The sequence below is a fragment of the Coprobacillus sp. AF33-1AC genome, assembly GCF_003475785.1.
In the GTDB taxonomy this organism is placed as follows: domain Bacteria; phylum Bacillota_I; class Bacilli_A; order Erysipelotrichales; family Coprobacillaceae; genus Faecalibacillus.
The window spans coordinates 1-24,540 of sequence record NZ_QRQB01000021.1 but is presented as its reverse complement, the minus strand read 5'-3'; the positions used below and the strand labels follow the sequence as shown (position 1 = coordinate 24,540).

The 24,540-nt window shown below is 29.5% G+C and carries 26 protein-coding genes and 1 pseudogene; 11 read left to right on the top strand and 16 right to left on the bottom strand.

Translation table 11 applies throughout. The features are described from left to right. Positions 1–7: 7 nt before the first annotated feature. The 7 genes from rlmH to DWZ53_RS08205 form a co-directional block, all read right to left on the bottom strand. Positions 8–487, bottom strand: coding sequence for a 23S rRNA (pseudouridine(1915)-N(3))-methyltransferase RlmH (gene rlmH, locus DWZ53_RS08235; protein ID WP_118433387.1), 480 nt, complete (start codon positions 485–487; stop codon positions 8–10). After that, the gene (locus tag DWZ53_RS08230) at positions 477–1,226 is read right to left on the bottom strand and encodes an MBL fold metallo-hydrolase (RefSeq protein ID WP_118433385.1); all 750 of its coding nucleotides are present in this window, start codon (positions 1,224–1,226) and stop codon (positions 477–479) included. The genes rlmH and DWZ53_RS08230 overlap by 11 nt, the downstream gene beginning before the upstream one ends. Before the next feature lie 44 nt (positions 1,227–1,270). After that, positions 1,271–1,474 carry a 50S ribosomal protein L31 gene (gene rpmE, locus DWZ53_RS08225; protein ID WP_118433383.1) on the bottom strand — a complete coding sequence of 68 codons (204 nt, stop codon included), beginning with the start codon at positions 1,472–1,474 and terminating at the stop codon, positions 1,271–1,273. Positions 1,475–1,805: 331 nt separating this feature from the next. Further along, positions 1,806–2,480: a DUF6036 family nucleotidyltransferase gene (locus tag DWZ53_RS08220; RefSeq protein WP_118433381.1), complete on the bottom strand. Its 675-nt coding sequence runs from the start codon at positions 2,478–2,480 to the stop codon at positions 1,806–1,808. Next, positions 2,470–2,865, bottom strand: coding sequence for a hypothetical protein (locus DWZ53_RS08215; RefSeq protein WP_118433379.1), 396 nt, complete (start codon positions 2,863–2,865; stop codon positions 2,470–2,472). The genes DWZ53_RS08220 and DWZ53_RS08215 overlap by 11 nt, the downstream gene beginning before the upstream one ends. 538 nt (positions 2,866–3,403) lie before the next feature. Then, entirely contained in the window at positions 3,404–3,997 is a 594-nt protein-coding gene (locus DWZ53_RS08210; RefSeq protein WP_118433377.1) for an NAD(P)H-dependent oxidoreductase, read from the bottom strand. A 26-nt stretch (positions 3,998–4,023) separates the two neighbouring features. Beyond that, positions 4,024–5,298, bottom strand: coding sequence for a UDP-N-acetylglucosamine 1-carboxyvinyltransferase (locus DWZ53_RS08205; RefSeq protein WP_118433375.1), 1,275 nt, complete (start codon positions 5,296–5,298; stop codon positions 4,024–4,026). A 171-nt stretch (positions 5,299–5,469) separates the two neighbouring features. Between DWZ53_RS08205 and DWZ53_RS08200 the strand changes: the two genes are divergently transcribed. Then, positions 5,470–6,012, top strand: coding sequence for a GNAT family N-acetyltransferase (locus DWZ53_RS08200; protein WP_118433373.1), 543 nt, complete (start codon positions 5,470–5,472; stop codon positions 6,010–6,012). A gap of 36 nt (positions 6,013–6,048) precedes the next feature. Here DWZ53_RS08200 and fba read toward each other — a convergent pair whose 3' ends face one another. The 4 genes from fba to DWZ53_RS08180 form a co-directional block, all read right to left on the bottom strand. Further along, a complete protein-coding gene (fba, locus tag DWZ53_RS08195) occupies positions 6,049–6,915 on the bottom strand; it encodes a class II fructose-1,6-bisphosphate aldolase (protein ID WP_118433371.1) in 867 nt (288 codons plus the stop codon). A gap of 296 nt (positions 6,916–7,211) precedes the next feature. Then, positions 7,212–8,396 (bottom strand): MalY/PatB family protein, encoded by a 1,185-nt coding sequence (locus tag DWZ53_RS08190; RefSeq protein ID WP_233541865.1) that lies wholly within the window; start codon positions 8,394–8,396, stop codon positions 7,212–7,214. Continuing rightward, positions 8,389–9,135, bottom strand: a complete 747-nt coding sequence (locus DWZ53_RS08185; protein WP_118433369.1) for a TrmH family RNA methyltransferase — start codon at positions 9,133–9,135, stop codon at positions 8,389–8,391. Before DWZ53_RS08185 ends, DWZ53_RS08190 begins: the two co-directional genes overlap by 8 nt. Next, on the bottom strand, positions 9,125–9,394 hold the full coding sequence (locus DWZ53_RS08180) for a hypothetical protein (protein WP_118433367.1): 270 nt from the start codon (positions 9,392–9,394) through the stop codon (positions 9,125–9,127). The genes DWZ53_RS08185 and DWZ53_RS08180 overlap by 11 nt, the downstream gene beginning before the upstream one ends. Positions 9,395–9,481: 87 nt before the next feature. Here DWZ53_RS08180 and DWZ53_RS08175 point away from each other — a divergent pair, with 87 nt between their 5' ends. Both DWZ53_RS08175 and DWZ53_RS08170 read left to right on the top strand, forming a co-directional pair. Further along, complete coding sequence (locus tag DWZ53_RS08175) at positions 9,482–10,288, top strand: methyltransferase domain-containing protein (RefSeq protein WP_118433365.1); 807 nt, start codon at positions 9,482–9,484, stop codon at positions 10,286–10,288. Continuing rightward, positions 10,278–11,183 carry an RluA family pseudouridine synthase gene (locus tag DWZ53_RS08170; RefSeq protein WP_118433363.1) on the top strand — a complete coding sequence of 302 codons (906 nt, stop codon included), beginning with the start codon at positions 10,278–10,280 and terminating at the stop codon, positions 11,181–11,183. The genes DWZ53_RS08175 and DWZ53_RS08170 overlap by 11 nt, the downstream gene beginning before the upstream one ends. Here the strand turns inward: DWZ53_RS08170 and DWZ53_RS08165 are convergent. Next, positions 11,119–11,688, bottom strand: a complete 570-nt coding sequence (locus tag DWZ53_RS08165) for a hypothetical protein (protein ID WP_118433361.1) — start codon at positions 11,686–11,688, stop codon at positions 11,119–11,121. The genes DWZ53_RS08170 and DWZ53_RS08165 overlap by 65 nt on opposite strands. 4 nt (positions 11,689–11,692) lie before the next feature. Continuing rightward, the gene (locus DWZ53_RS08160; protein ID WP_118433359.1) at positions 11,693–12,424 is read right to left on the bottom strand and encodes an acyl-[acyl-carrier-protein] thioesterase; all 732 of its coding nucleotides are present in this window, start codon (positions 12,422–12,424) and stop codon (positions 11,693–11,695) included. 81 nt (positions 12,425–12,505) lie between these two features. Here DWZ53_RS08160 and DWZ53_RS08155 point away from each other — a divergent pair, with 81 nt between their 5' ends. The 3 genes from DWZ53_RS08155 to DWZ53_RS08145 all read left to right on the top strand — a co-directional run bounded on the left by DWZ53_RS08155 (position 12,506) and on the right by DWZ53_RS08145 (position 15,245). After that, positions 12,506–13,705, top strand: coding sequence for a CapA family protein (locus DWZ53_RS08155; protein WP_118433357.1), 1,200 nt, complete (start codon positions 12,506–12,508; stop codon positions 13,703–13,705). 7 nt (positions 13,706–13,712) lie between these two features. Further along, positions 13,713–14,576, top strand: a complete 864-nt coding sequence (locus DWZ53_RS08150) for a D-alanyl-D-alanine carboxypeptidase family protein (protein WP_118433355.1) — start codon at positions 13,713–13,715, stop codon at positions 14,574–14,576. Positions 14,577–14,753: 177 nt separating this feature from the next. After that, complete coding sequence (locus DWZ53_RS08145) at positions 14,754–15,245, top strand: hypothetical protein (protein WP_118433353.1); 492 nt, start codon at positions 14,754–14,756, stop codon at positions 15,243–15,245. A gap of 37 nt (positions 15,246–15,282) precedes the next feature. Here DWZ53_RS08145 and DWZ53_RS08140 read toward each other — a convergent pair whose 3' ends face one another. Next, entirely contained in the window at positions 15,283–16,602 is a 1,320-nt protein-coding gene (locus DWZ53_RS08140) for a hypothetical protein (RefSeq protein WP_118433351.1), read from the bottom strand. Positions 16,603–16,787: 185 nt separating this feature from the next. Between DWZ53_RS08140 and DWZ53_RS08135 the strand changes: the two genes are divergently transcribed. After that, positions 16,788–17,516 (top strand): LytTR family DNA-binding domain-containing protein, encoded by a 729-nt coding sequence (locus DWZ53_RS08135; protein WP_118433349.1) that lies wholly within the window; start codon positions 16,788–16,790, stop codon positions 17,514–17,516. Next, positions 17,506–18,768 (top strand): GHKL domain-containing protein, encoded by a 1,263-nt coding sequence (locus DWZ53_RS08130; RefSeq protein WP_158568217.1) that lies wholly within the window; start codon positions 17,506–17,508, stop codon positions 18,766–18,768. Before DWZ53_RS08135 ends, DWZ53_RS08130 begins: the two co-directional genes overlap by 11 nt. A 39-nt stretch (positions 18,769–18,807) precedes the next feature. Here DWZ53_RS08130 and DWZ53_RS08125 read toward each other — a convergent pair whose 3' ends face one another. Next, the gene (locus tag DWZ53_RS08125) at positions 18,808–20,541 is read right to left on the bottom strand and encodes an ABC transporter ATP-binding protein (protein ID WP_118433345.1); all 1,734 of its coding nucleotides are present in this window, start codon (positions 20,539–20,541) and stop codon (positions 18,808–18,810) included. Next, positions 20,534–22,252 carry an ABC transporter ATP-binding protein gene (locus DWZ53_RS08120; RefSeq protein WP_118433343.1) on the bottom strand — a complete coding sequence of 573 codons (1,719 nt, stop codon included), beginning with the start codon at positions 22,250–22,252 and terminating at the stop codon, positions 20,534–20,536. The genes DWZ53_RS08125 and DWZ53_RS08120 overlap by 8 nt, the downstream gene beginning before the upstream one ends. A 117-nt stretch (positions 22,253–22,369) precedes the next feature. Here DWZ53_RS08120 and DWZ53_RS08115 point away from each other — a divergent pair, with 117 nt between their 5' ends. The 3 genes and pseudogenes from DWZ53_RS08115 to DWZ53_RS08105 all read left to right on the top strand — a co-directional run. Further along, positions 22,370–23,212, top strand: a complete 843-nt coding sequence (locus DWZ53_RS08115) for a LysR family transcriptional regulator (RefSeq protein WP_118433341.1) — start codon at positions 22,370–22,372, stop codon at positions 23,210–23,212. 12 nt (positions 23,213–23,224) lie between these two features. Further along, positions 23,225–24,079, top strand: a complete 855-nt coding sequence (locus DWZ53_RS08110) for a MurR/RpiR family transcriptional regulator (RefSeq protein ID WP_118433339.1) — start codon at positions 23,225–23,227, stop codon at positions 24,077–24,079. A gap of 120 nt (positions 24,080–24,199) precedes the next feature. Further along, positions 24,200–24,540 (top strand): annotated as a pseudogene (locus tag DWZ53_RS08105) (6-phospho-beta-glucosidase); the annotation flags it as partial.

The window sequence follows — 24,540 nt, the reverse complement described above, 5'->3', positions numbered from 1 at the left end:
ATTGCTACTATTTATGGTACGTTTCATTTTTCATAATCTTAAATGCCCGGTATATTTGTTCTACTAATACCAGTTTCATTAATTGATGAGGGAATGTCATTTTTGAAAAGCATAAACGATAGTTGGCTCTTTTAATGATAGCTTGACCTAAGCCTAAAGATCCCCCTATAACAAAAGTAATCGTACTTTTACCTCTAATCATACATTCTTCTATTTGTTTAGAAAAAGCCACACTATCTATTTCTTTTCCATGCAAATCTAAAACAATAACATATTCATCATCTTTTATTTTAGATACGATTTTATTAGCTTCTTTATCTTTAATGATATCTTCTGTATGTTCACTTGCTTTATCAGGGATTGGCTCATCGGGTACTTCTATCATTTCTACCTTACAATATGCATTTAATCTTTTTACATATTCCTTAATTCCATCTACTAAATACTTTTCCTTTAGTTTTCCAACCGTCACAAGTTTAATCTTCATGATGTCCTCCTGAAACAATGTCAACTTGACTTGTAACTTTAATATTTTTAAAGTTTATCCCTCTTTGATTAAATACTTGATGATATGTTTCTAATGCTTTTTCTTTCGTATTGGCTTCTTGACTTAGATGTGCTAAGCATATTTCTTTTGTTTTATTGCCTATCACCTGAGCCATAATATTAGCACTATATTCATTATTTAAATGCCCTTCATCGCCATAGATACGATTTTTTAAAAATAAAGGTCTTTTTGTTGCCATAAGCATTTCTACATCATGATTACTTTCAAATATGTAATAATCTAAATTATCTATGTATTTCATATTCTTTTGTGATACATATCCTGTATCTGTCATATATAATATTGTTTCTTGATAACCTTTAATCACAAATCCTAAAGGTGAGGTTGCATCGTGTGATAAAGGTAATGGGGTAATACGAAAATGATCTAAATCTATATCTTGATAAGGTTTTAATACATGTGTTTCATCTAGATGAGGAATACAATTCTTACCACTATAAACTATCTTTTGATCAAAAATACCAATATTTTTATTATGATCATAATGATCATGAGTTAATAATACATGACGTATATCCCTTTCTTTAAAACCTAAACTATCTAATTTATAAAGTAATTGTTTACGACTAATCCCACAATCTATTAATAAACCTTCATCTTTATCATAAATAAAGATACTATTTCCTTTAGAACCACTTGCTAATACATGATATTCCATAATTTCCTCCATAAAATAAAAATGAGTACCAAGTACTCATTTTATTATTTAAGTCCGTATTTCTTATTGAATCTTTCAACACGTCCATCAGCACTAGCAAATCTTTGTTTACCAGTATAGAATGGATGACAGTTTGAACAAGTATCAACACGTACTTCATCTAAAACTGATCCACTTTCAAATTCGTTTCCACAAGAAGTACAAACGACTTTTACTTTTTTATAATTTGGATGAATTCCTTGTTTCATATTCTTCAATCTCCTTCCGCCTTATAGTATTTCACTACAAAGTAAGTGCTATAGTATGATAACATTAAATTACATTGAATTCAAGACTCTTTTTTGATTTTTATCAAATATTATCATTAAATGTTAAGCCTCATTGATAAGCTCTTTCTGGTTCATCTTTTTTCTTTTAATTTTATATTTAATAATTCAAATGTACAAATATAGTCCGCTAATTGTAAAAGTATATATTCACTTTGTTGTACTTTTCTAAACTTCACATTATTTAGTTTTTTAAAATTATTAGTATTTTTTTCTTTACATGAAGTAAAAAGAGCCACATATTGGCTCTTTTCTAAATTTTCAGACCGTTATCTTCTTCATCTTCAGGTACTTCTAATTCTTCTAAAATTTCATTTCTATTTTTTTCTTCCATATGAATTATAGTATCATATTCTTTTTCTAATTCTTTTCTTGGTAATTTTAATAAAGATTCTACATATGCCATTAAGTCTTTGTCAACAACCTCTAACGAGTTATACAAATTACAAATTGCATCTTGTATCTTTTTTATTGTTATACAAGGGTTTTCTAATATAATTCCAATTATGTCGGAATAATCGTTTTTGTAGTTTCTATTAGACATCAGTTTCATAGCTATGAGGTATTCATCTTTGATTGTATAAAAATGAATATGATTAGAATATGTTCTATAATAATCGGCATAGTTAATCAACTTATTACTATATGATGACGTCGAGATGAAGTCATCATTTATCCAGTTTGAAGTTAAATTATATTTATCGGCTATTTTATTTGCAGACCGTTTGATATTTATAAGTTTATTAGGTTTTATAATATCAAAATCTGCTGTAGAATATCTAAAATTATAATTTAATACTATAGAACCTCCACCAACAATAATTATATCAATATCGACATTTTTTGTTTCTTTCCTTAATTCTTTTGCAAATTCTTTTAAATATTGATGAGCAGTATCTTTATTGATAGTGTCTGTATCAATAGACATTTTCTATTTCTCCTTCACAAATATTAAATTTTAAAAACTCTTTTTCAGCATTTTTTAATGCTTTTTCTTTTATTTCATTATTTTTTAATAATCTAGACATCATTTCAACCCCTCTAGGATAAACAATATCTTTCAATTTATATTTATCATAAGTATGGATATTCATATTTAATCCATATTTATTTGAAAGATAATTGACCATTGCCACTAAATAAAATGATTTACAATATTTTTTTTCATTAAAGAATTTCTCTATCTTATGAGAATTTATAATTTCTTCAACAGCTTCTTTAGGATCTAACATTTTAATAGACTGACAAAGATTGCTTTTGAATAATTCAAAATCGTCATTTTCAGTGTTGATTATTATCTTTTTAACAGGCATGTCAATCATCTCCCTTGTATAAACTCATAATATATTAGTTATAAAGACACATCAATTTTTTATAACCAATTAAATTTTATCCTCTCAAAAGTATATTACCACTACTTAAAAATAATAAAAGTTAAAAATCATTTTTTTACTTAAAATTATCTAAATTATACCCTATTTAGTTGCTTTTATCATATTCAATACCGTATAATTCTTATTTACAATGACAATATAATGTTGTATTGAAGCATGCAAATAAAACATTCTCATTTTTTAAATTAAAGAGCATCTTCGATCTAAAAATAGATATAAATATTCGCCTTTTATTCTAATAATCGGTACAGTATGTATGAATTTTTGATTAATATTTTCATTTAATCCACCTTTCCTTAACTAAAAAAATTGGCGGGGAAGTGTCCTCGCCTTCAGTGACCCAGATCATTCGAACAAGCCAAACAATAAATGTCATATGACATATATATTGTATTCATAACATATCATTTTTATGCTCGATTTTAAACAAGCTTTAAGAAACATTCTTTGATTTTTATCAAATATTATCATTAAACGTTAAACCTAATTGATAAGCTCTTTCTAGTTCATCTTTTTTCTTTAAATCTCGTTCAGGGTAGTCTCGACTCATACGATCAAAAACAATAAATTCGCATTCTTCAGTTCTTTCATTCATTCGATCATGAACCATGACTTCTTTCATTGCATCAATTTGTCTTTGGCGAACAACTTCTTTACTATCGCCACCCATCGTTACTAAAAATAATGTTTTCTTTAAATCTTTCATCGTTTTATTACCATAGGCAAAACCATAAGTCCATACCCTTTGAAACCAACCTACAAGTTTACTTGGGGCTTCACTCCAAAATACTGGATAAGCAAATACAATGGCATCACTTTGGTTAATGAGTTTTTGTTGATCAATAACATCTTGAGGTAAAGTAAGATGTTCATCATAGAATCCTTCTCGCATATATTCTGCCTCAGACATATCACTTTGAAAATTTATTTTATATAAATCATTAAAAATTACTTCATGCCCTGCTTTTTTTAATCCTAATATAAAACTGGCTGTCATCTCATAAGTAAAACTATTTTGACTAGGATGACAATAAACAACTAAGACTCTCATTTTTTCCTCCTAACAAAAAAGGCATCTTATGCCTTTTCGTCTTCTACTTGTATTCTTCTAATAACTGCACCTAAACTAATCAGTTTTTTATCAATATTAGCGTATCCTCGATCAATATGATAAACATTACCAATTTCTGTAATACCATCAGCTATTAACCCTGCAATAAGCAACGCTGCTCCACAACGTAAATCTGTTGCTTCTACTTTTGCTCCTTTTAATGGTGTCTTTCCATTAACAAAACACATACTTTCATCTACTTCAATGTTTGCTCCCATTTTATTTAACTGTTCACAATGTCTAAATCTTTCCGGATAGATTGTCTCTACTACCTGTGATTGACCATGAGCCTGTGTAAGTAAAGCTGTCAATGGTTGTTGTAAATCAGTCGCAAATCCCGGATAAACTTGTGTTCTAATATCTGTTGCATTTAAGTCTCCATCATGTCCATAGACAATAATACTATCCCCTACATTTTCCATTTTTACACCAATTTCTTTGAGTTTAGATATTAATGATTCTAAATGTTGAGGAATGATATTTTGAACAATTACACGTTCTCCGGCTGCTGCTGCCATGATTAAGAAAGTCCCTGCTTCAATACGATCAGGAATAATTTCATGGGAACATCCATGTAATGTTTCTACTCCTTCTATTGTAATCGTATCTGTTCCAGCACCTCTGATTTTGGCACCCATTTTTGTTAGTAAGTTAACTACATCAATAATTTCTGGTTCTTTTGCTGCATTTTCAATAATTGTTTTTCCTTCTGCTTTCACCGCAGCAAGTAAAATATTGATTGTTGCGCCAACTGAAGCAAAATCTAGATATATTTTATTACCAATTAAGCGATCAGCCGTAATAATATGTGCACCATCTTTGAATTCTACATGAGCACCTAATGCTTCAAATCCTTTAATATGAAGATCTATAGGACGAGGTCCTAAAAAGCATCCTCCTGGAGCTTTCATAACTACTTTTTTACATTTACCAAGTAAAGCTCCCATAAGATAATAAGAAGCTCTTAACTTATCTACAGCATCACTAACAAGTGGTTTATTTTCTAAATGTGAAGGATCAACAATTAATGAGTCACCATCTCTTTTAACATCACAATTTAACTCTTTAAGTAAAACGGCTAATGCATCAACATCACTAATTTCAGGTACACCAAAAATAGTAACCGGTGAATCAGCTAAAATAATCGCTGGTATCAACGCTACCGTTGCATTCTTTGCCCCACTAATTTCTACCGTTCCATTTAATTTATGTCCACCTTCAATTGCTATAATTTCACTCATAAATTGCCTCCTTATACCTCTTATCTCTAATACTATATATTAAATAAATCAAAAAAACAACTTTAAAATATTGATAATAAAATCACTTCACAACATAATTTAATTCTTATCATCATTTTATTTGACATTTTATTAAAAAAGCAGAAAATATATGAAAAAAGGAGAGATATTATGTCAAATATAACGATAAAAGTGGCATCTGTAGACGATGCAAAACGTTTATTAGAAATTTATACACCTTATGTTTTAAATACTGCCATTACTTTTGAATATGATGTTCCTAGTTTAGAAGAATTTAGAAACAGAATTAAAAGCACACTTATAAAATATCCTTATCTAGTTCTTATGGAAGATGAAAAAATTATTGGTTATGGCTATACCGGTGCTTTTCATCCTCGTGCAGCTTATCAATGGGCAGCAGAAACATCTATCTATCTTGATATTCATCATAAAGGCAAGGGATTAGGACATCTTTTATATCAGGAATTAGAAAGAATCTCTCATTTACAGCATATAACTAACTTAAATGCATGTATTACTTATGGTAACCCTCAAAGTATTCATTTTCATGAAAAGGAAGGATACCAAGAAGTGGCTCATTTCCATCGTTGTGGTTATAAGTTTAATCAATGGTATGATATGATTTGGATGGAAAAACAAATTGATCAACCTGATCAACCTCTTCCATTTATTCCTTTTTCAAGACTAAAATAAAAAATGGCTTCTCAATGAGAAGCCTTATTTTTTTAATTAAGCTTTACCGATGCAACCAAATACTTCCATTCTGTCTTTTACACATTCTTGAATTGCTTTAGCACCTGGAGCTAATAATTTACGAGGATCATATCCTTTTCCTTCTAAATCTTTTCCAGCTTCGATGTATTTTCTTGTAGCTTCTTGGAAATATAATTGACATTCAGTATTAACATTAACTTTAGATACACCTAAAGTGATTGCTTTTTTAATCATTTCATCAGGAATTCCTGAACCACCATGTAATACTAATGGTAATTTTCCAGTTTCTGCTTGAATTGCGTCTAATGCATTGAAGTCTAATCCTTCCCAGTTAGCAGGGTATTTACCATGAATATTTCCGATACCTGCAGCTAAGAAATCAACTCCTAAATCTGCGATTGATTTACATTCTTTTGGATCTGCAACTTCACCTTTACCGATGACACCATCTTCTTCTCCACCGATTGATCCAACTTCTGCTTCTACTGAAACACCTTTTGAATGACATAATTCAACGATTTCTTTTGTTTTTTCAATGTTTTCTTCGATTCCATAATGAGAACCATCAAACATGATTGAAGAGAAACCTGCAGCTAAAGCAGCTTTAGCTCCTTCATATGAACCATGGTCTAAGTGTAAAGCTACTGGTACAGTAATATTTAATGCTTCTACCATTGCTTTAACCATTGCTGCAACTGTTGTATATCCAGTCATATATTTAGCAGCACCTTCTGATACACCTAAGATAACTGGCGCTTTTAATTCTTCTGCAGTTAATAAGATTGATTTAGTCCATTCTAAGTTATTGATATTGAATTGACCTACTGCATAATGTCCTTCTTTAGCTTTCTTTAACATTTCTGTTGCTGATACTAATCCCATAACAAATCTCCTTTTCTTTTTTTCGTATATATAATACTATCTTTTATCAAGAATTTCCATTAATTTATATTATTTTTTAAAAAGAAAAACGTAGCCTAGGCTACTTACAGAAATATCCATGTATTTAATCAATGGGAAACCTGTTTCTTAAATACGGGTGTGGCTACGTTTTTCAATAGATTACCGTAAATTATTTGGAGAACAACTTTATCGTAATCTCTATGTAATCCAATGATTACACTTATAGTATACATCTTTTTTCTATTTAATCAATAGTTTTTTATCACTATGATAAATTATTTTAATTCTTGATAAGCCTTTAATAATCTTTGACAAGCTTTTTCTAGTGTTGCTCTTGGTGTGGCTAGATTGAAACGTTCAAAGCCTTCACCACCAGTACCAAAGATATACCCTTCATCTAGCCATAGACCCGCCTTATTTTGCATAAAATCTTCTAATTCTTTAGCTGACATATTTAAGGCTCTAAAATCAACCCACGCTAAATATAAACCTTGAGGATGAACTAACTTAATTTCTGGCATGTTTGCTTTTAGGAATTTATCTAAATAAGTAAAGTTATCATAAACATATTCTAGCATTTCATCAAACCAAAGCTCACATTCATTATAAGCCGTTTGGCACGCTAATAATCCTAAAATGGCAGGTTCATCTACACCTACACGATTCATCGTTGCTTTAAAAGCTTCCCTTATTTCTTTATTAGCGATAATAATATTTGATGTTTGTAATCCTGCTAAATTAAATGACTTACTCGGTGCAGTACAAATGATTGAAAATTCTTTAAATGATGGATCAACATTATAAAAAGGAATATGTTCATTATCTTCATAAACAAAGTCTTGATGTATTTCATCAGCCACAACTTTAACTCCATGTTTTTTACAAATCATTCCTAATTGATATAATTCTTCCTTTTTCCACACTTTACCAATTGGATTATGTGGATTACATAAAATGAATAATTTGACATTATTTTCAATAATAGCTTTTTCAAAAGCTTCAAAATCACATTCATATTGTCCATCTTTAAAAATCAAAGGATTTTCAACAACATGTCTTTCATTAGCCAAAATAGAACGATCAAAAGGATAATAAACTGGTTTATGAATAATAATACCATCACCCTTTTGAGTTAATGTATTGACCGCTAATTTTAATGCCGTAACAACACCAGGTGTCGGTACGATCCATTGCTTATCAATATCAAATTGGTGACGACGATGCATCCAGCTGACAATCGCATCTAAATAATCATCCCCAACAAAAGAATAACCAAAAACACCATGATCTATACGTTCTTTTAATACATCTAATACTCTTTGTGGTGCTTTAAAATCCATATCAGCGACCCACATCGAAATCACGTCAGGATTGACATTTTTTCTTTTCATACCATCCCACTTAGCACAGTTCGTATTTTTACGATCAATAACTTGATCAAAATCAAACATCTCACTCATCACCTAATACCTCCATATCTTTAAATTCCAAACTTGAAAAATGAGCTAATGTAATTCCTAAAGCCATTGATAAATTCAAAGAATCTATTTGATGACTATGAGGAATAAATATTGTTTTTCCATAATTTAAATATTCATCTGGTAAACCACTACTTTCATTACCAAAAACAAGAGAATGTAATTGTTGATCTGGTTCAATCTTATGTATATTCGTTGCTCCCTTTAACATTAAAGGATAAATATGATGATGACGATAACGTTCCAAATAATCTTCAAAACTATCAAAATATTCTACATTTAAATGGAATAATGCTCCCATCGAAGCACGCACAACACGAGGATCAAAAACATCTACTCCCGGTCTGATAATCGCTAAATTCGTATAATGAAAGCCTAGCATCGTACGCATGATCGTTCCCATATTTCCCATATCTCCGGGATTAACAAGAACGACATGATTTTGATCTTCCAATTGTTGAGCATATTTTTTTACGATTGCTAGAGCAAAACAATTATCTTTTTTAGATAATTTATGAATTGTTTTATCACTTTCTATCATTTCTATTTGATATTGTTTACATAATTTTTCAATTAAAGGTATCCCTTTATTTTTATATGAATTAGACTTAACATACACTCTTAAAACAAGCTCCGGTTTATTTTTTAATAATTCAATTGTTTCAAAAACGCCTAAAGTATAAGTATAGTCTAAATCTTTTTGATAACTCTTAATCTTCATCAATAAGCCCCTTTACTCTTCTTGCTTCTTGATCAACGCTATCTTTTAAAGATTGAAAATGTTTTTTATCAAAGTTAGCCCCTTGATCAATTAATTTCAATAAATCATTATATTTTTCACTTGCTAGTACTAATTGTGAATACTTAATCGTAAAATCTAATTCATTTCCAGCATTGGCTGTAATTTGATTAATTTCTTTATATAAACTTTTAAATTTATCATCTAAATTCACTTTTTCTTTCCTTTTAAAAAATCCCATATTCTACGCTCCTTTGCTTGTTTCATTATATCATAATTCATATTTGTTTTTTATCCTTTTATGTTATAATGGCAAAGAGGTGATACCATGAACAAATTAGCTTGTCCTAAATGTCATCAACCACTTGTTTTAGATCAGCGTAGTTTTCGTTGTCAAGAAGGACATTGTTATGACATAGCGAAAAGCAAATATATTAACTTATTACTTAACCCTGATAAATCAACCAATAACCCTGGAGACAGTAAAGAATCCTTAGTTTCCAGAAAAGCCTTTTTAAATCAAGGCTATTATAATATCATTTGTGATCAAGTGATTGATTGTATTGATCGTTACAAAAAAGAAGACAATCCTAGTATTTTAGATTTAGGATGCGGAGAAGGGTATTATACCCAAAGAATTAAGCAACATTTTATTGATAGTGATATTTATGGCTTAGATATTTCTAAAGAAGCTATTAATATGGCAAGTAAATATCGTAAAGATGTTACTTGGATTGTGGGGAATTCTAAAAATATTCCTATTCTTGATCATTCTTTAGATTTTGTCAGTGCTCTTTTTACTGTTGTTAATCAAGATGAATTAAAAAGAGTTCTTAAAAAAGGAGGCTATGTGATTCATGTTACAGCTAATCCTCGTCATTTAATTGAAATTAAAGAATTAATTTATGATGAAATCAAAGTAAAGAGTGATAAATATATTCGTCTAGATTTTCCTAAAGTAGAAAGTTTTGACTTAGTTAAAAAAGTAGCCATTACCAGCAGGGAAGATGCTTTAAATTTATTAAAAATGACGCCTCACTATTACCACATAAAAAAAGAAAGACGTCACGTATTAGATACTTTACAAGGACTTGATATCACAATTGATGTCAAAATAACAATTTATGAAGTATAAAGTCATCAATGATCAACTTATCATTGAAATTGATAAAACAACTCAAGGACAAACTATCCTTGAGTATTTTCATTCCATGCATCTTTCTAAAAAAACAATTCATTTATTAAGACAAAACAAAGAATATTTATACAATCATCAATTTGTTGATTACAATCAAGTATTAAAAAAAGGAGATCTACTACAAATCAAAACTTTTGAAAAAGGTATTGATTTTGAATGTTTTGATCATCCTTTAGATATTGTTTATGAAGATGAATTTTTATTAGTCATTAATAAAGAACCTGGGATGATTATTCATCCCGAAGGTAAACAAGGTCAGCATACACTGGTTAATGTTGTCGCTAACTACTATAAAAAAACAAATCAAAATTATCCTGTTCGTTTTATTCATCGTTTAGACCGTGATACCAGTGGTTTGATCATGTTTTGTAAGTGTACCCTATTACAACCTTTGCTTGATTATCAAATTGCAAATAAAACTATTAAAAAAGGTTATTATGCTTTAATAGAAGGACATCTTCAAAGAAAAGAAATGACCGTTAATCAAGGTATAGCAAGAGATCGACATCATAACCAAAAGATGATAGTAAGCAAACAAGGCAAAACAGCATGTACTCATTTTAAAGAAATCAAATCAAACAAGCAAATTTCATTAGTATCTGCTTTTTTAGAAACAGGACGCAAACATCAAATCAGAGTTCATCTTGCTTCTTTAAATCATCCTATTTTATCAGATCCCCTATATGGAAAACCATATCCAAAAATGCCACGGCTTGCCTTACATGCCTACTACCTTCGTTTTTTTCATCCCCTAACCAATCAAGTCATTACTTTACAAACAAAGACGCCTCCTGATTTTTGTTTACAAAGCGAACCAATTTCACAACATTAATGCGATGTTTTTTAAGTAAAACTCGCGTTTTTATTTTCTTCATTTTTCCATAACTAGAATAATATATCGAATCTTGATCATAGCCAAAGATTGTCATCCAATGCCACTTATCATCTCTCATTCTTATTGAATGATGCGTTAAAACCAGCATACTGACAGGATTTCCATGATCAATAGCTTCTTTTATAAAATGATATCCTTTTTCAATACCTGGATTTCTGATAATTTGGTAATCCCGTTGGAGTAGGTTTCCTACTTTTCTTGCATAATGATAAACATAAGGATATCCCCTTTTACCAGGGGTAAGCAAAGCGTAGAGTTTTTCTTGAAAATGAAGGTACTGTTCTTTAGTATAGACCTTTTGTTGATTTAAATAATAAACATAAACATTGGTTGCACAAACACTGGCACATCCTGCCATTTGAGCCCATTTATCATGAAACCAATCTTGACTTCCCCCATAATAAAGTTTGTCATCTTTTATTTTAGGGCACTGTAATAACATCTTATCATCCCCTATCTTGTAAGATTACAGCCATTTCAAAACACGTTTTATCTGCCACTTTAAAAACAATTTTTATATCTTGATGCTCTTTTCCTAAATAAAGTTGCACCTGACTTCCCGGTAAAATTTCTTGAATATAGTGAACACTCATTTCCTTAATATCATATTGACGATATATCTCAAATGGAATTAAGTCTAAAGCCCATTCTACATAACGATAATTATTCATATGCTGATTAATATCTACATCACTATAAACAACTTCTCTTGTTTTTATATATTCTAATTCAATATCTTTTCTTATTTTATGATAACGATCAACAATACAAGGATAATCTTCTACTTTTGGTATAGTAATTCCCACGTCTTGAGGTCTTACAATTTTTCTACTTTTTAAATCAATAAGAGTCCACAGTGAAAAACCACCACCCAATATCTTTTCTTCTTGTCTTATTTCATAAGTACGAGAAAATTGAACCCGTGATCCCCCTTTAACACAAGTTACCAAATCAATATGCTCACCAGCCTTTATTGGACGATTAAAAACCATTGTCCGTTTAGAAAGCACCCATCCGCAATGATTTTCTAAATCGTCATGCCATATGCCTACTTCAATTGCGTTTTGCGTAGCTAAATCGGCAAAAAGACTAAATAATGTAGCTTGACGAAATTGTCCTTTAAAATCCGATTCTTGATATTGAACGATATGATGTTGTACTGTTTCTAGTTTTTTCATTTTATTACCTCTTAATGTTTAAAAATTACTAAAATTATAATAATATAAATATATCAATTAATAAAGTTTTGAGGTGAGATAATGAAAAAAAGAAAACTAAATTTAAAACATCTAGGTATATCTATGATTGCGATAATTGTTGTTTTCTCACTTGTATTTTTATTTTTACATCCTTTTGCTTCTACAAAACAAGCACCAAAACCAAAAGCAAAAAAAACAACAGAAAAAACAACACAACAAAAAGTATCTTTTGTTGCGGTAGGAGATAATTTGATTCATGAAAGAGTTTTTAACTATGCCAAAAGTCAAAGTTCAAATAATACATATAACTTTAAACCTGTTTATCAACATGTAAAACCTTATATTAGTAAAAAAGATTTAGCTTATGTTAATCAAGAAACGATTATTGGTGGTGATGAATTAGGTATTCAAGGATATCCTGATTTTAATTCACCTAGTCAATTAGCTGATGATTTAATTGATACAGGATTTAATCTTGTAAATGGCGCAACAAATCATTCTTATGATCAAGGACTCAATGCTGTTTTTAATACTTGTAAATTATGGCGTACAAAACCCAATGTTCTCTTTGCTGGATTATATGATAGTCAAGAAGATCGTGATCATATTCGTACGATTGAAAAAAATGGTATCAAATTTAGTTTTCTTGCTTATACTTTTGGCGTAAATCAAGAGCCTAAAGCACGTTATCGTCAATATTTAAAAGATGTCCAAAATTATCCTTATTTTATTGGAACTTTAGATAAAGAAAAAATCAAACAAGATGTCGCTAAAGCTAAACAAGAAAGTGATTTTGTTATTGTTTCTGCACATTTTGGTAAAGAAAACTCAAGCGAATTAGGTGAAAGTCAAATTGAATATGCTCAATTCTTTGCAGATTTAGATGTAGATTTAGTTGTCGGTAATCATAGTCACATTGTCCAACCTGTTAACTGGTTAGAACACAATGGACATCAAACACTTGTTGTTTATTCATTAGGTAATTTTGTGAGCACTATGGACAATGTAGATAATCAATTAGAAGGTATGCTATCATTAGACTTTATTAAAGATAATAATACCTATTCTATTGAAAATGTCACTTATACGCCATTAATTAATCATTATAATGCTAATGTAGTTACAATTTATCCTTTAAAAAATTACAATAATGATTTATTATTACAACATGATATATTAAAAAATGACCCATCATGTTTACAACAATTCCAAGAAAAAATTAAAAGTATTGTACCCGATGGTGTTAAAATAAATATGTGAGGTTAGTATGAAAAAAAGACATTTAAAAAAAAGAGTCATTGTATTAGGTGTGATCATATTAGCTTTGATTCTAGGATTTATTTTCTATCCTCGTCAAAGTTCTAGTACAACACCAAAAAAGCAAACTGTAAAAGTTAAAAAACAAACAAAAAAAGAACTCTCTTATTATAAAAAAGAAAATGCTCAGCGTTATCAAGAATATCAAAAACAACATCCTGAATATAGTCATGAAGATGTTATTACATATGTGAATATGAATCTTGATTATGATTTTTATGGAAAAATCATTCGTCAAGATCATCCTAACGACCTAGATACGATTGTTAATAAATATTATCAATTAGATCCAAGTTATGCTCCTGATGATTTGGTGGAAATCAATGATCAGGCAACTCCCGGTAGTTATGGATATCCTTATCGCAGTCATCTTGTTAGAAAATGTGTTTATGATGACTTTCAAGCTTTAAGAAAAGCTTGTCAAGAAAAAGGCTTTGAACTCTATGTTGCTTCTGGTTATCGTTCTACTAAATGGCAAGATGAAATCTATAATCATATGGCTAATACTTACAATCAAGCTAAAGCTGATGAAACATGTTCACGTCCTGGTCATAGCGAACATACAACCGGTCTATCAATGGATATCGGTCTTGACCAATATAAACTAGATGATGTTATCAAACATCCTCAATACCAATGGTTTGTATCTAAACTTGCTGATTATGGGTTCATTATTCGTTATCCAGATCAAAAGGACAAGCTAACTGGTTATCTTTATGAAAGTTGGCATCTTCGTTATTTAGGTAAAGATTTAGCCAAAAAAGTCACACAATCAAAACTAACTTATGATGAATACTATGCTAGACATCACTAAAAGAGACAGATATACAGTTTTACATATCTATCTCTTTTATTAATTAAAAACATGTTCTATATAAATCACTCATCTTCTACTTTTCTATTATTCTTACTTTTTACAAGAAATTATTAAGACTATACTATTTAATAAATTTCTTGTATAATATGTATATGCAAGAAAAGGAGTCAAATCATGGAAGGTCTTTTAGTTATATTACCAATTTTAGTATTTCTTGTATTCCTTTGGATTACATATACTAATATAAATTTATTTGTTACTATTATTCGTTGTTTGAAAAAAGATAAAACTTTAGAATGTGCTTTATCTACTGTAGGAAAAATATTTTATGTTGGATTACTTATTATTTATGTAGCTTGTTTTGTAGGATGTCTTTATTTTATGATTATATCAGCTATGAATAATAAGTATAATGATGCCTCATTACCACTTAATATTATTGCAATCGTATCGTTAGTGAGTGGATATTTATTCCAACAAGTCATCTTTATTGGTAGACGTGATATGTTAATTGGTAAGATTCAATTAGATTATCGTAAAATAAAAAGAGTGAACTATCCTAAACCTACAACTTTAAGTTTTAGTTACGGACAAAAATCATATTCTACATCACTTAGATTTATGGATGAATCTAAGATGAAAAAAGCATTACAAAGAACAAGATAAAAACAGATGGTCGATTTAAAATGACCATCTGTTTTTTTTATTCTTTTCTTTCACTACGTTTTTTTATGATAACGATAGCTATAACACTACAAACTAATAAAACCATCGCTTCAAGAATATTTGTAGGATCTCCTGTTTTAACAGTTTGATTATCTTTTGTTTCTTGTTTTTTTGTTTCCGTCTTATTTTCTGTTGTCATTGTCGGTTTGACTTCTGGATTTAGCTTAGCAATCGTACTTGTTTGCATAACATAATGACAAACTGTACATTCTTGATGTTTCAATCCTTCTTTTGAAGTAGTAGCCTCTTCATCAATAATCCACTTACTTGCTGTATGTTTTTCCATATTATTTACACTTGCGCATCCTTCTACTGTACAAGCATAATAATGATGTGTTGGACTCGCTTTTAGTTCACTAGCATATTGATGGCTGCCACTGCTTTGTGTGTCTTCAAAGAAATCTACAGTTGATGTTTTACCACAACGTGTACATACATACCAGTATGTATCGTGTTCTTGACAATTGCTAGCTTTACTTCTTAAAAAAGCAGAGTAAATTTTCTTTGTATATCCATGTCCTAATGCGTTTGTATAAAAAACAGCAGCATCTGATTTCGTACTATATCCACAAACACAACTTTTATAATAAATACCAGGTGTAACACATGTTGCCATTTGTTTTAAATATTCACTTTTTTCAACTTCTTGATCCATTACATGTGTATGCTTAACTTGTTTAATAACAAAAACATGATCTGCAGCCGTTCCTGTGTGATGTAAATCTTCATTTTTAAATGGTTCTTCTGACCATATAGATTGAGAAAAATAGTTTTCTCCATCTTTTGTTACCATACATTCATTTCCGTCTGTTGGTTGAACTATAATTTTCCCATTTCCGTTTACTCCAGGATTTCCTTTTAAAGTGGCACTTTGAATATAAATTACATTCTCATTATTATTCTCTTGCGATCCTGATCCAGCAAATACTGAATAGTTAGACCCTCGAATATAGGTTCCATTTCCTTTTAAAATAAGAGTAATACCCATATTATGTTCTAAGCAAATTGCTTCTAAACAGTTACTTCCATCAATAGTCTTTCCATTAGCGTCAAAAACGATATAAGCTCCCTTGATTTTAAAATTTAAACGTCCTTTAATGTTTTTTGTAAGTTTGATATTAATATGATTTTGTGCATCTTGACTTACTTCAGCAACATTCGCTAATGTACTTTCTACTTTGTCATAGGAATTCATCGCTTTATTCCCCATTTGTTCAAAATCTTCAGCGTATATTTTTGTTGGTGTTACGCCTATCAACATCATTAAAACAACTAAAATTGATAATACCTTTTTCATCTCTTTTCTCCTTCCCTCTATCTTGTTTACTCAATCCTCTTTATAATTGAAAACTCCCTCCTTACATTTATATTTTACTTTTTTAACCCCTTTTTTTACGTTACAGGCGCGAAATGTCGTTTTTAGGGTGTGAAATGTATATAAGAGAGAATTATATTTTGATAAAATAGAATTAGGTGATAGTAATGAATATAGCAATTTGTGATGATGATATTTTATATATGAATAAAGTAAAGGAAATGATTGAAGCATGGGCACAACAAAATCATGAAAAAATATCTATCTATTTATTTAATCATGGTGATGCTTTGATCAATAGTTATCAAAAGAGTCATATTGATGTGATTTTTTTAGATATTATGATGCCTTTATTAAACGGGATGGAAACAGCCCATGAAATTAGAAAGCATGATCAGGCTGTTAAAATTATTTTTTTAACCTCTTCGATAGAATTTGCTGTAGAGTCATACGATGTCAAAGCAAGCGGCTATCTCGTAAAACCTACAAACTATAATAAATTATGTACCCTTTTAAATGAATGTAGCCAATCCATTCATCATGAACCGCAATTTATTATTGTTAAAACAGATGAAGGATTCCAAAAGATTTATTATCATACTATTGAATGTATTGAAGCTCAAAATAAAAAAGTCTTATTTTACTTAAATAATGGATATTGTATTGAAGTATTAGATACCTTTATTCATTGTAGTGAAAGACTATTATTAAATGATGGTTTTTATAAATGTCATCGTAGTTATCTTGTTTATATGCCAGCTATTGATCATTTTAATTCAACTGAAATTCAAGTTAAATCTCAAAAGATAATTCCTATTTCAAGGAATTATGCAAAGAACTTTAAAGATGTATATTTTGATTATATGTTTAAGAAAGGAAACCCTGATGATGATTAATACTTTATTAGAAATAATTCGTTATTCTTTAACATTGTTGTTTGGTATTTTTGTTTCCAGTTTGTTTATTGATGTAAAAATGAATAAAAAAAATATTATGGTGTTAATGAGTTTCTTTTTAATTGATTTAGGATTACAGGGCATCTTCTATTTCATTAAAGGACTCTCTTTAGTTATTTCGCTCTATCCTCTTATTACACATCTTCCTTTATGTTTATTTTTCATTTTTTATTTAAAAAGACGTATTTTTCCTTCTTTAATTGCGATTACAAGTGCTTATTTATGTTGTCAAATAAGTAACTGGACTTCTATTTTTATTAATAGTTTTATTCCAAATATCAATCATATCACTTATTCACTTTCTTTAATTATTTCATTTTTTATTATTATGAAATATGTATCTGCTTCTATATCACAATTATTAAAGAAACAAAATAATGAATTATTTTCTTTTAGTATTATCCCTGTTTTCTATTATATATTTGATTATATAGCAACTGTTTATACCCATCTGCTTTATCTTGGTAATAAGATTACTGTTGAATTCATTCCTTTTCTTTTATGTATTTGTTATTTCATTTTCTGCACCGTTTATTTTAAACAGTATGAAGAAAAACAAAAAATAGAAACCTATAATAAACTCATTCATATACAACAAACTCAAGCAGAAAAAGAAATGAAATTAATGGAAGAAAATGAAAAAAGAATCATTATGATTAGACATGATATGCGTCATTTTCTCAATCATATCTTAAACGATTTAGAAAACAATCAAAATGAACATGCTATTCACTATATTCAGACATTATTTGATTCAATTGACCAAACTGTAAGAAAACAATATTGTTTAAATAATACCATTAATATGATTATTGCTTCCTATGAAGAAAGAATGATTGAAGAACAAGTTGATTTTCATTATTCATTGAATGTACCTCAACAATTAAATATAAGTGATATTGATTTAACTTCTATTCTTTCTAATGGTCTAGAAAATGCATTGAAGGCTGTATTATTATTAAAAGAGCATCGTTTAATTGAACTAAGTATTGATGAAAAATGTGGTAAGTTATTGATTTCTATTGAAAATACTTATGCGATTGAACCTGAATTTATAGATGGTATTCCTGTTTCTAAAGAAAAAGATCACGGTATTGGTAGTCAAAGTATTGTTTATACTGTAGAAAAGTTGCATGGTCATTATCAATTTTTTACAAAAAATCATCATTTTATTTTAAGAATCGTTATATAAAAAGACTATAACATTTCGTTGTTATAGTCTTTTTCTTTATTATTCTATTTCAAATTGACTGTAATATAATTGATGATAAAAACCTTTTTTAGCGAGCAATTCTTCATGATTACCGACCTCTAAAATATGTCCTTGATCCATCACAATAATTTGGTCAGCATTTTTAATCGTTGATAAACGGTGTGCAACAATAAAAGTCGTACGTCCTTTCATCATTTCATCAAATGCTTTTTGAATTTGTAATTCTGTACGAGTATCAATTGAACTTGTTGCTTCATCTAAAATGAGCATTGGTGGATGAGTTAACATAATACGTGCAATACAAATTAATTGCATTTGTCCTTGCGACATGTTTCCTCCATCTTCTTCTACTAAAGTATCATACCCATCTGGTAAAGACATAATATATTTATGAACTCGTGCTTTTTTAGCTGCTTCAATAATTTCTTGATCTGTTGCTTCTGGTTTACCATAAGCAATATTTTCTTTTACAGTTCCTTTAAATAACCAGCTATCTTGTAAAACCATACCATACATTTTTCTTAAATCATCACGATTCATATCTAAAATATCTACACCATCAATTGTGATATGTCCAGCTTGAGGATCATAAAATCTCATTAATAAATTAATAAGTGTCGTCTTTCCACATCCTGTTTTTCCTACAATAGCATTCATCGTACCTGGTTTAGCTTCATAATTAAAATCTTCAATTAATGGTTTGGCAGGATCGTAACTAAAAGCTAAATGTTCTATATTGATACGTCCTTTTTTGTTTTCTACTATTTTTGATTCACTTAATTCAGTAATTTCTTCTTCATCTAATAAAGCAAAAACTCTTTGACTAGCAGCTAAGGCTGTTTGCATTTCTGACATCACTGAAGAAATTTCATTAAATGGCTTTGTATACTGATTGGCATAAGTTAGAAAACTTGAAAGAATCCCTACGCTAAAAGCACCATTTAATACTTGAAAGGCACCATAAATTCCTACTGCCGCATAAACAATACTGTTAACTAAACGCGTTGTTGGATTAATCAAGGCTCCATAAAATTGAGAAATAACCCCGCTTTTATGCATTCGCTCATTAATTTCATTAAACTTCTCTTCATTTTCTATTTGGTAATCAAATAGATTCACAATCTTTTGATTACCAATCATTTCTTCACAAAAACCATTCATCTCTCCACGAATCGCTAACTGTTCTTGAAAATAAGAATGTGTTCTTTTGACAATCAATGAAGCAACTAATAATGATAATGGTGTTAATACAACAACAATGACAGCGACTGAAAAATGAATCCACGCCATAATTAAAATTGTTCCAACAATCGTTGCAATACCAGTAAGTAAAGAAGTAAAGCTTTGTAATAAACCTTGCCCAATTAAATCAATATCATTAATTAATCTTCCTAAAATATCTCCATGACTTGTACTATCAATATATTTAAGAGGTAAAACTTGAATCTTAGAAAAAACTCTATTTCTTAAATCATTAGTAATATTATAAGTAATACTATTGGTGATTTGTCCCATAATCCATTGAATAAAAGAAACAATCAAAACAACGCCACCTACAATCATTAACTTATGTAATAATGCATGAAATTGAACTTGATGCACACCTACTAATAAATCAATAGCTTGTCCTAATAAAACAGGTGTAAGTAATGTAAATACGACTGATATAATAGATAAAATCGCTAATGCAATAATCTTATCTTGATAAGGTTTACAATAAGTAAGTAATCTTTTAATTGTTTGACTATCCATGATAATCACCATCCTTACTATTTTGTGATTCATAGATTTCTTTATAAACAACACAATCTTTTAATAATTGATCATGACTATCAAAACCTACAATTTCACCGTGATATAAAACCATAATACGATCACATCTTTTTAATGAAGATGTTCTTTGAGAAATCACTATTTTTGTTACGTCTTTTAATTGTTGTAATTGTTTTTGTAACGCAGCATCTGTTGCATAATCTAAAGCACTTGAACAATCATCTAATACTAAAATATCCCCTTGTTTAACTAATGCTCTAGCAATAGTTAAACGTTGTCTTTGTCCTCCAGAAAAATTCTTTCCACCTTGAACAACAGGACTTTCTAATCCTTGAGGAAGTAAACTCACAAACTCTTTAGCTTGAGAAACTTCTAATGCTTGATTAACGACCCCTTCTTGATAAGGTAATGACATACATAAGTTTTCTTTTATTGTTCCTGATATTAAAGCTGTATTTTGTAAGACATAACTTATATGTTTTCTAAGGGTTGCCAGTTTATAATCTTGAATACGTCTTCCGGCAATCTTGATTTGTCCTGAAGTGACATCATAATTTCTTCCAATTAGAGAAACTAAAGTTGATTTACCGGCTCCCGTTCCTCCTATAATACCTACGGTTTCACCTTTTTTAATAGTGAAATTTAAATGATGTAGCACATCTTTATTGGTATAACCAAAGCTCACATCATCAAATTCAATCATCTTGTCTTGTAAAACCATTGTTTCATAGATACCTTCATCTTGTACTTGGGACTTCGTTTCTAAGACTTCAAAGATTCTTTCATAACTTGCTGTAGCTTTATTATAAGTTGATAAAACATTCGCAAAAACAATAAGTGCTTGTAAAATACTATTCATGTAGTTTACTAAGGCAATGACTTCACCTTGAGTTAAAGTTCCTACATTAATTTGAAAACCACTGGCATAGATAATAATGATAATCGCAAAATTAACAATTAAGTAAGTAAAAGGATTTAACATAGCTTGAATTTTACCTACTTTAACTTGTTCATCTTTTTGATTTTTCGTTTCCTGATGGAATCTATTGGTTTCATACTCTTGATTAGAAAAAGCACGAATAACCCGGACCCCTTTTAAGTTTTCTCTTGCTATCAAGGCTATTTTATCTAATAGTTTTTGAATTCTAGCAAAATAAGGCATAGATAAAACCGTAATTGATAACATCGATACCGCAAGAATAATGGCTCCTACAACAAAAATCATCGATAAAGACCCACTAATCATAAATGCCATAAATAATGAACCAATCATTAAAAATGGGGCTCTTGATGTAAGACGGATGGTCAGTGCTACAGCCAATTGGATTTGAACAACATCATTAATTAATCTTGTTACTAATGATGGTGCTGTTAAACGATCCAAGGCTGCATCATCATATTGATTAATTTGATGATACATATCTTTTCTTAATGCTGTTCCTACACTTTGTGATGTCTTTGATGCATACCATTGACATACTAACGCAAATAAATAACCACATAACGCCAGACCAATTAAAACCAGTCCACACTTTAAAATATAGTTAGTATTATGATGACCAATTCCCTTATCAATAACCGAAGCCATCACAACAGGAACACACAATTCTAAAGCAGCTTCAAAAATCTTAAAAATAAAACCTAAAGAAGCCGAATATTTATATTCCTTTACATACTTCAATAATTTCACTTTCTTCACCTCGCATCTATTATATGTTAAAATCTATATATGTAAAATATATATAAAGTATGATTATTATATAAATTATATATATAAATACATCTATACTTATTATGGAGAAAATTTATGGATATTAGACAAATGAAATATTTTAAAACAATTGTAGAGCAGGGCACGATTTCAAAAGCAGCCAAAGTTCTTCATATTGCTCAACCACCACTTTCTATGCAACTTAAACAGTTAGAAGAAGAACTTCAAGTTACTTTATTAAAAAGAGGAAAAAGGCAAATTGAATTAACCGATGCTGGGCAACGCTTCTATAAAAGATGCCTACAAATTCTAGATTTAACTGAAACAACAAAAAATGAACTCAAACAATCTTATCAAGATATTTTAAGAATAGGTATTACTTCTTCTAATAGTGGGTTGATTAATCAACCCACAGTAAAAACCTTTATTTGTCAACACCCTCATATCCAGTATCACCTTCATGAGGGAACCACTTATGAAATACTTGATCTCTTGTTATCACATAATATTGATTTAGGCATTGTTAGAACGCCCTTTGATACATCTTTAGTTAATTCTTCGTCATTGCATTTTGAACCTATGGTTGCGATTGGACAAAGAAAATACTTTGAAACACCTAAATCTACCCTTAAAGACTTTAAAAATATCCCTCTCATCATTCATCAGCGTTATTTTCCTTTGATTAACGACTATTGTTTAAATCAACAGATTCCCTTAAAGTTACAAGTGACTTGTGATGATAGTCGTACTTCATTGATATGGGCCACTACTGGTATTGGGGTTGCGATTGTCCCTAGTAGTAGCCTATTATATAAATATGATGATACTTTATATCATGTTGTCTTAGAAGATCAAAGTCTTTATACTGGTGTCACTTTTATTACTAGAAAAAATGAGGATATATCGGATACATTAAAGGCATTTATCCAATCATTTTAATAGGAGGTTATTATGAATATTGAAAAAAGAATCCAACTATGTAAAAACTTTACCCCGATTGAAATACAAATCAGTCATTATATTTTAAATCATAAAGATATGATATTAAATATGACTATCGAAGATTTCTCTAAAGAAATCTTTACATCTAAATCTACTATTCATCGTTTTTGTAAGAAAATCAATTTAAACGGCTTCAATGATTTAAAAGTGGCGCTCGCTAAAAATCAACATCATTCATTCAAACATGAACAAGTTGACGTCAATTATCCTTTTAAAATCAACGATACCACTAAAGATATTTCTTTAAAGTTAACACAAATCTATGAACTCGCTATTAAAGATACTTTTGAAGTCATTGATCAAAATGAATTATACAAGATTTCTAAATTATTACATCAAGCTCAATTAATTGATATTTATACCAGTTCACATAATAGTCATGTAGCTTATAATTTTCAAGATAAAATGCTTTCTATAGGACGTATTGTCAATTGTCCTCAAAGTGAGCATATGAATTATATTGCCTTAGCATCTAACGAAAAACATGTCGCTATTATTATTTCCTATTCAGGAAAAGCAACCTATATTCCAACTATCATTGAAATCTTATCCAAAAGAAAAACACCTATCATTCTTATAAGTAAAATTGGTAATAACTTCTATCCTCAATATATAACCTATCATTTAGGTATGTCTGATCAAGAGAATGTAAGAGATCATACGTCAGAATTTGCTTCTCATATTGCATTACAATATATGTTAGATGTTATTTTTGCGTGTGTTTATCATTTGGATTTAGATAAAAATAATAAATACTTAAAAGAATATATTCGTTATACAGATGATCGTAATCTTGATGAATAGTTTCAAAATGTTTCATTATTTTTCTATATTTCATGAAAAAAAGTCTCTGATTTTTCCATTTTATTGTCTTTTATCCTGTCACTTACTAAAATATTTGAGTGAATAAAGGAGGAAAGATAAATGAATAAAAAACCTGTAAAAATTGTAACAATTGGTGGCGGAAGCAGTTATACACCTGAATTAATGGAAGGATTTATCAAAAGATATGATGAACTTCCTATCAAAGAAATCTGGTTAGTTGATATTGAAGATGGTAAAGAAAAATTAGAAATCGTTGGTAAAATGGCTCAACGTATGTGGGATGCTTCCCCTTATGATGTTAAGGTTCATTTAACATTAGATCGTAGAGAAGCTTTAAAAGACGCTGATTTCGTTACAACTCAATTTAGAGTTGGTTTATTAAATGCCCGTATTAAAGATGAAAGAATTCCTTTTAGCTATGGTATGTTAGGTCAAGAAAC

Coding starts and splice junctions, on each gene's coding strand:
- DWZ53_RS08190 (WP_233541865.1), bottom strand. CDS start 8,396: ATGAGTGAGATGTTTGATTTTGATCAAGTTATTGATCGTAAAAATACG.
- DWZ53_RS08165 (WP_118433361.1), bottom strand. CDS start 11,688: ATGTTATTACAGTGCCCTAAAATAAAAGATGACAAACTTTATTATGGG.
- DWZ53_RS08230 (WP_118433385.1), bottom strand. CDS start 1,226: ATGGAATATCATGTATTAGCAAGTGGTTCTAAAGGAAATAGTATCTTT.
- DWZ53_RS08130 (WP_158568217.1), top strand. CDS start 17,506: ATGATGATTAATACTTTATTAGAAATAATTCGTTATTCTTTAACATTG.
- DWZ53_RS08150 (WP_118433355.1), top strand. CDS start 13,713: ATGAAAAAAAGACATTTAAAAAAAAGAGTCATTGTATTAGGTGTGATC.
- DWZ53_RS08140 (WP_118433351.1), bottom strand. CDS start 16,602: ATGAAAAAGGTATTATCAATTTTAGTTGTTTTAATGATGTTGATAGGC.
- DWZ53_RS08215 (WP_118433379.1), bottom strand. CDS start 2,865: ATGCCTGTTAAAAAGATAATAATCAACACTGAAAATGACGATTTTGAA.
- DWZ53_RS08115 (WP_118433341.1), top strand. CDS start 22,370: ATGGATATTAGACAAATGAAATATTTTAAAACAATTGTAGAGCAGGGC.
- DWZ53_RS08170 (WP_118433363.1), top strand. CDS start 10,278: ATGAAGTATAAAGTCATCAATGATCAACTTATCATTGAAATTGATAAA.
- DWZ53_RS08135 (WP_118433349.1), top strand. CDS start 16,788: ATGAATATAGCAATTTGTGATGATGATATTTTATATATGAATAAAGTA.
- DWZ53_RS08210 (WP_118433377.1), bottom strand. CDS start 3,997: ATGAGAGTCTTAGTTGTTTATTGTCATCCTAGTCAAAATAGTTTTACT.
- DWZ53_RS08145 (WP_118433353.1), top strand. CDS start 14,754: ATGGAAGGTCTTTTAGTTATATTACCAATTTTAGTATTTCTTGTATTC.
- DWZ53_RS08175 (WP_118433365.1), top strand. CDS start 9,482: ATGAACAAATTAGCTTGTCCTAAATGTCATCAACCACTTGTTTTAGAT.
- DWZ53_RS08125 (WP_118433345.1), bottom strand. CDS start 20,541: ATGGATAGTCAAACAATTAAAAGATTACTTACTTATTGTAAACCTTAT.
- DWZ53_RS08220 (WP_118433381.1), bottom strand. CDS start 2,480: ATGTCTATTGATACAGACACTATCAATAAAGATACTGCTCATCAATAT.
- DWZ53_RS08110 (WP_118433339.1), top strand. CDS start 23,225: ATGAATATTGAAAAAAGAATCCAACTATGTAAAAACTTTACCCCGATT.
- DWZ53_RS08180 (WP_118433367.1), bottom strand. CDS start 9,394: ATGGGATTTTTTAAAAGGAAAGAAAAAGTGAATTTAGATGATAAATTT.
- DWZ53_RS08155 (WP_118433357.1), top strand. CDS start 12,506: ATGAAAAAAAGAAAACTAAATTTAAAACATCTAGGTATATCTATGATT.
- fba (WP_118433371.1), bottom strand. CDS start 6,915: ATGGGATTAGTATCAGCAACAGAAATGTTAAAGAAAGCTAAAGAAGGA.
- DWZ53_RS08185 (WP_118433369.1), bottom strand. CDS start 9,135: ATGAAGATTAAGAGTTATCAAAAAGATTTAGACTATACTTATACTTTA.
- rpmE (WP_118433383.1), bottom strand. CDS start 1,474: ATGAAACAAGGAATTCATCCAAATTATAAAAAAGTAAAAGTCGTTTGT.
- DWZ53_RS08160 (WP_118433359.1), bottom strand. CDS start 12,424: ATGAAAAAACTAGAAACAGTACAACATCATATCGTTCAATATCAAGAA.
- DWZ53_RS08205 (WP_118433375.1), bottom strand. CDS start 5,298: ATGAGTGAAATTATAGCAATTGAAGGTGGACATAAATTAAATGGAACG.
- rlmH (WP_118433387.1), bottom strand. CDS start 487: ATGAAGATTAAACTTGTGACGGTTGGAAAACTAAAGGAAAAGTATTTA.
- DWZ53_RS08200 (WP_118433373.1), top strand. CDS start 5,470: ATGTCAAATATAACGATAAAAGTGGCATCTGTAGACGATGCAAAACGT.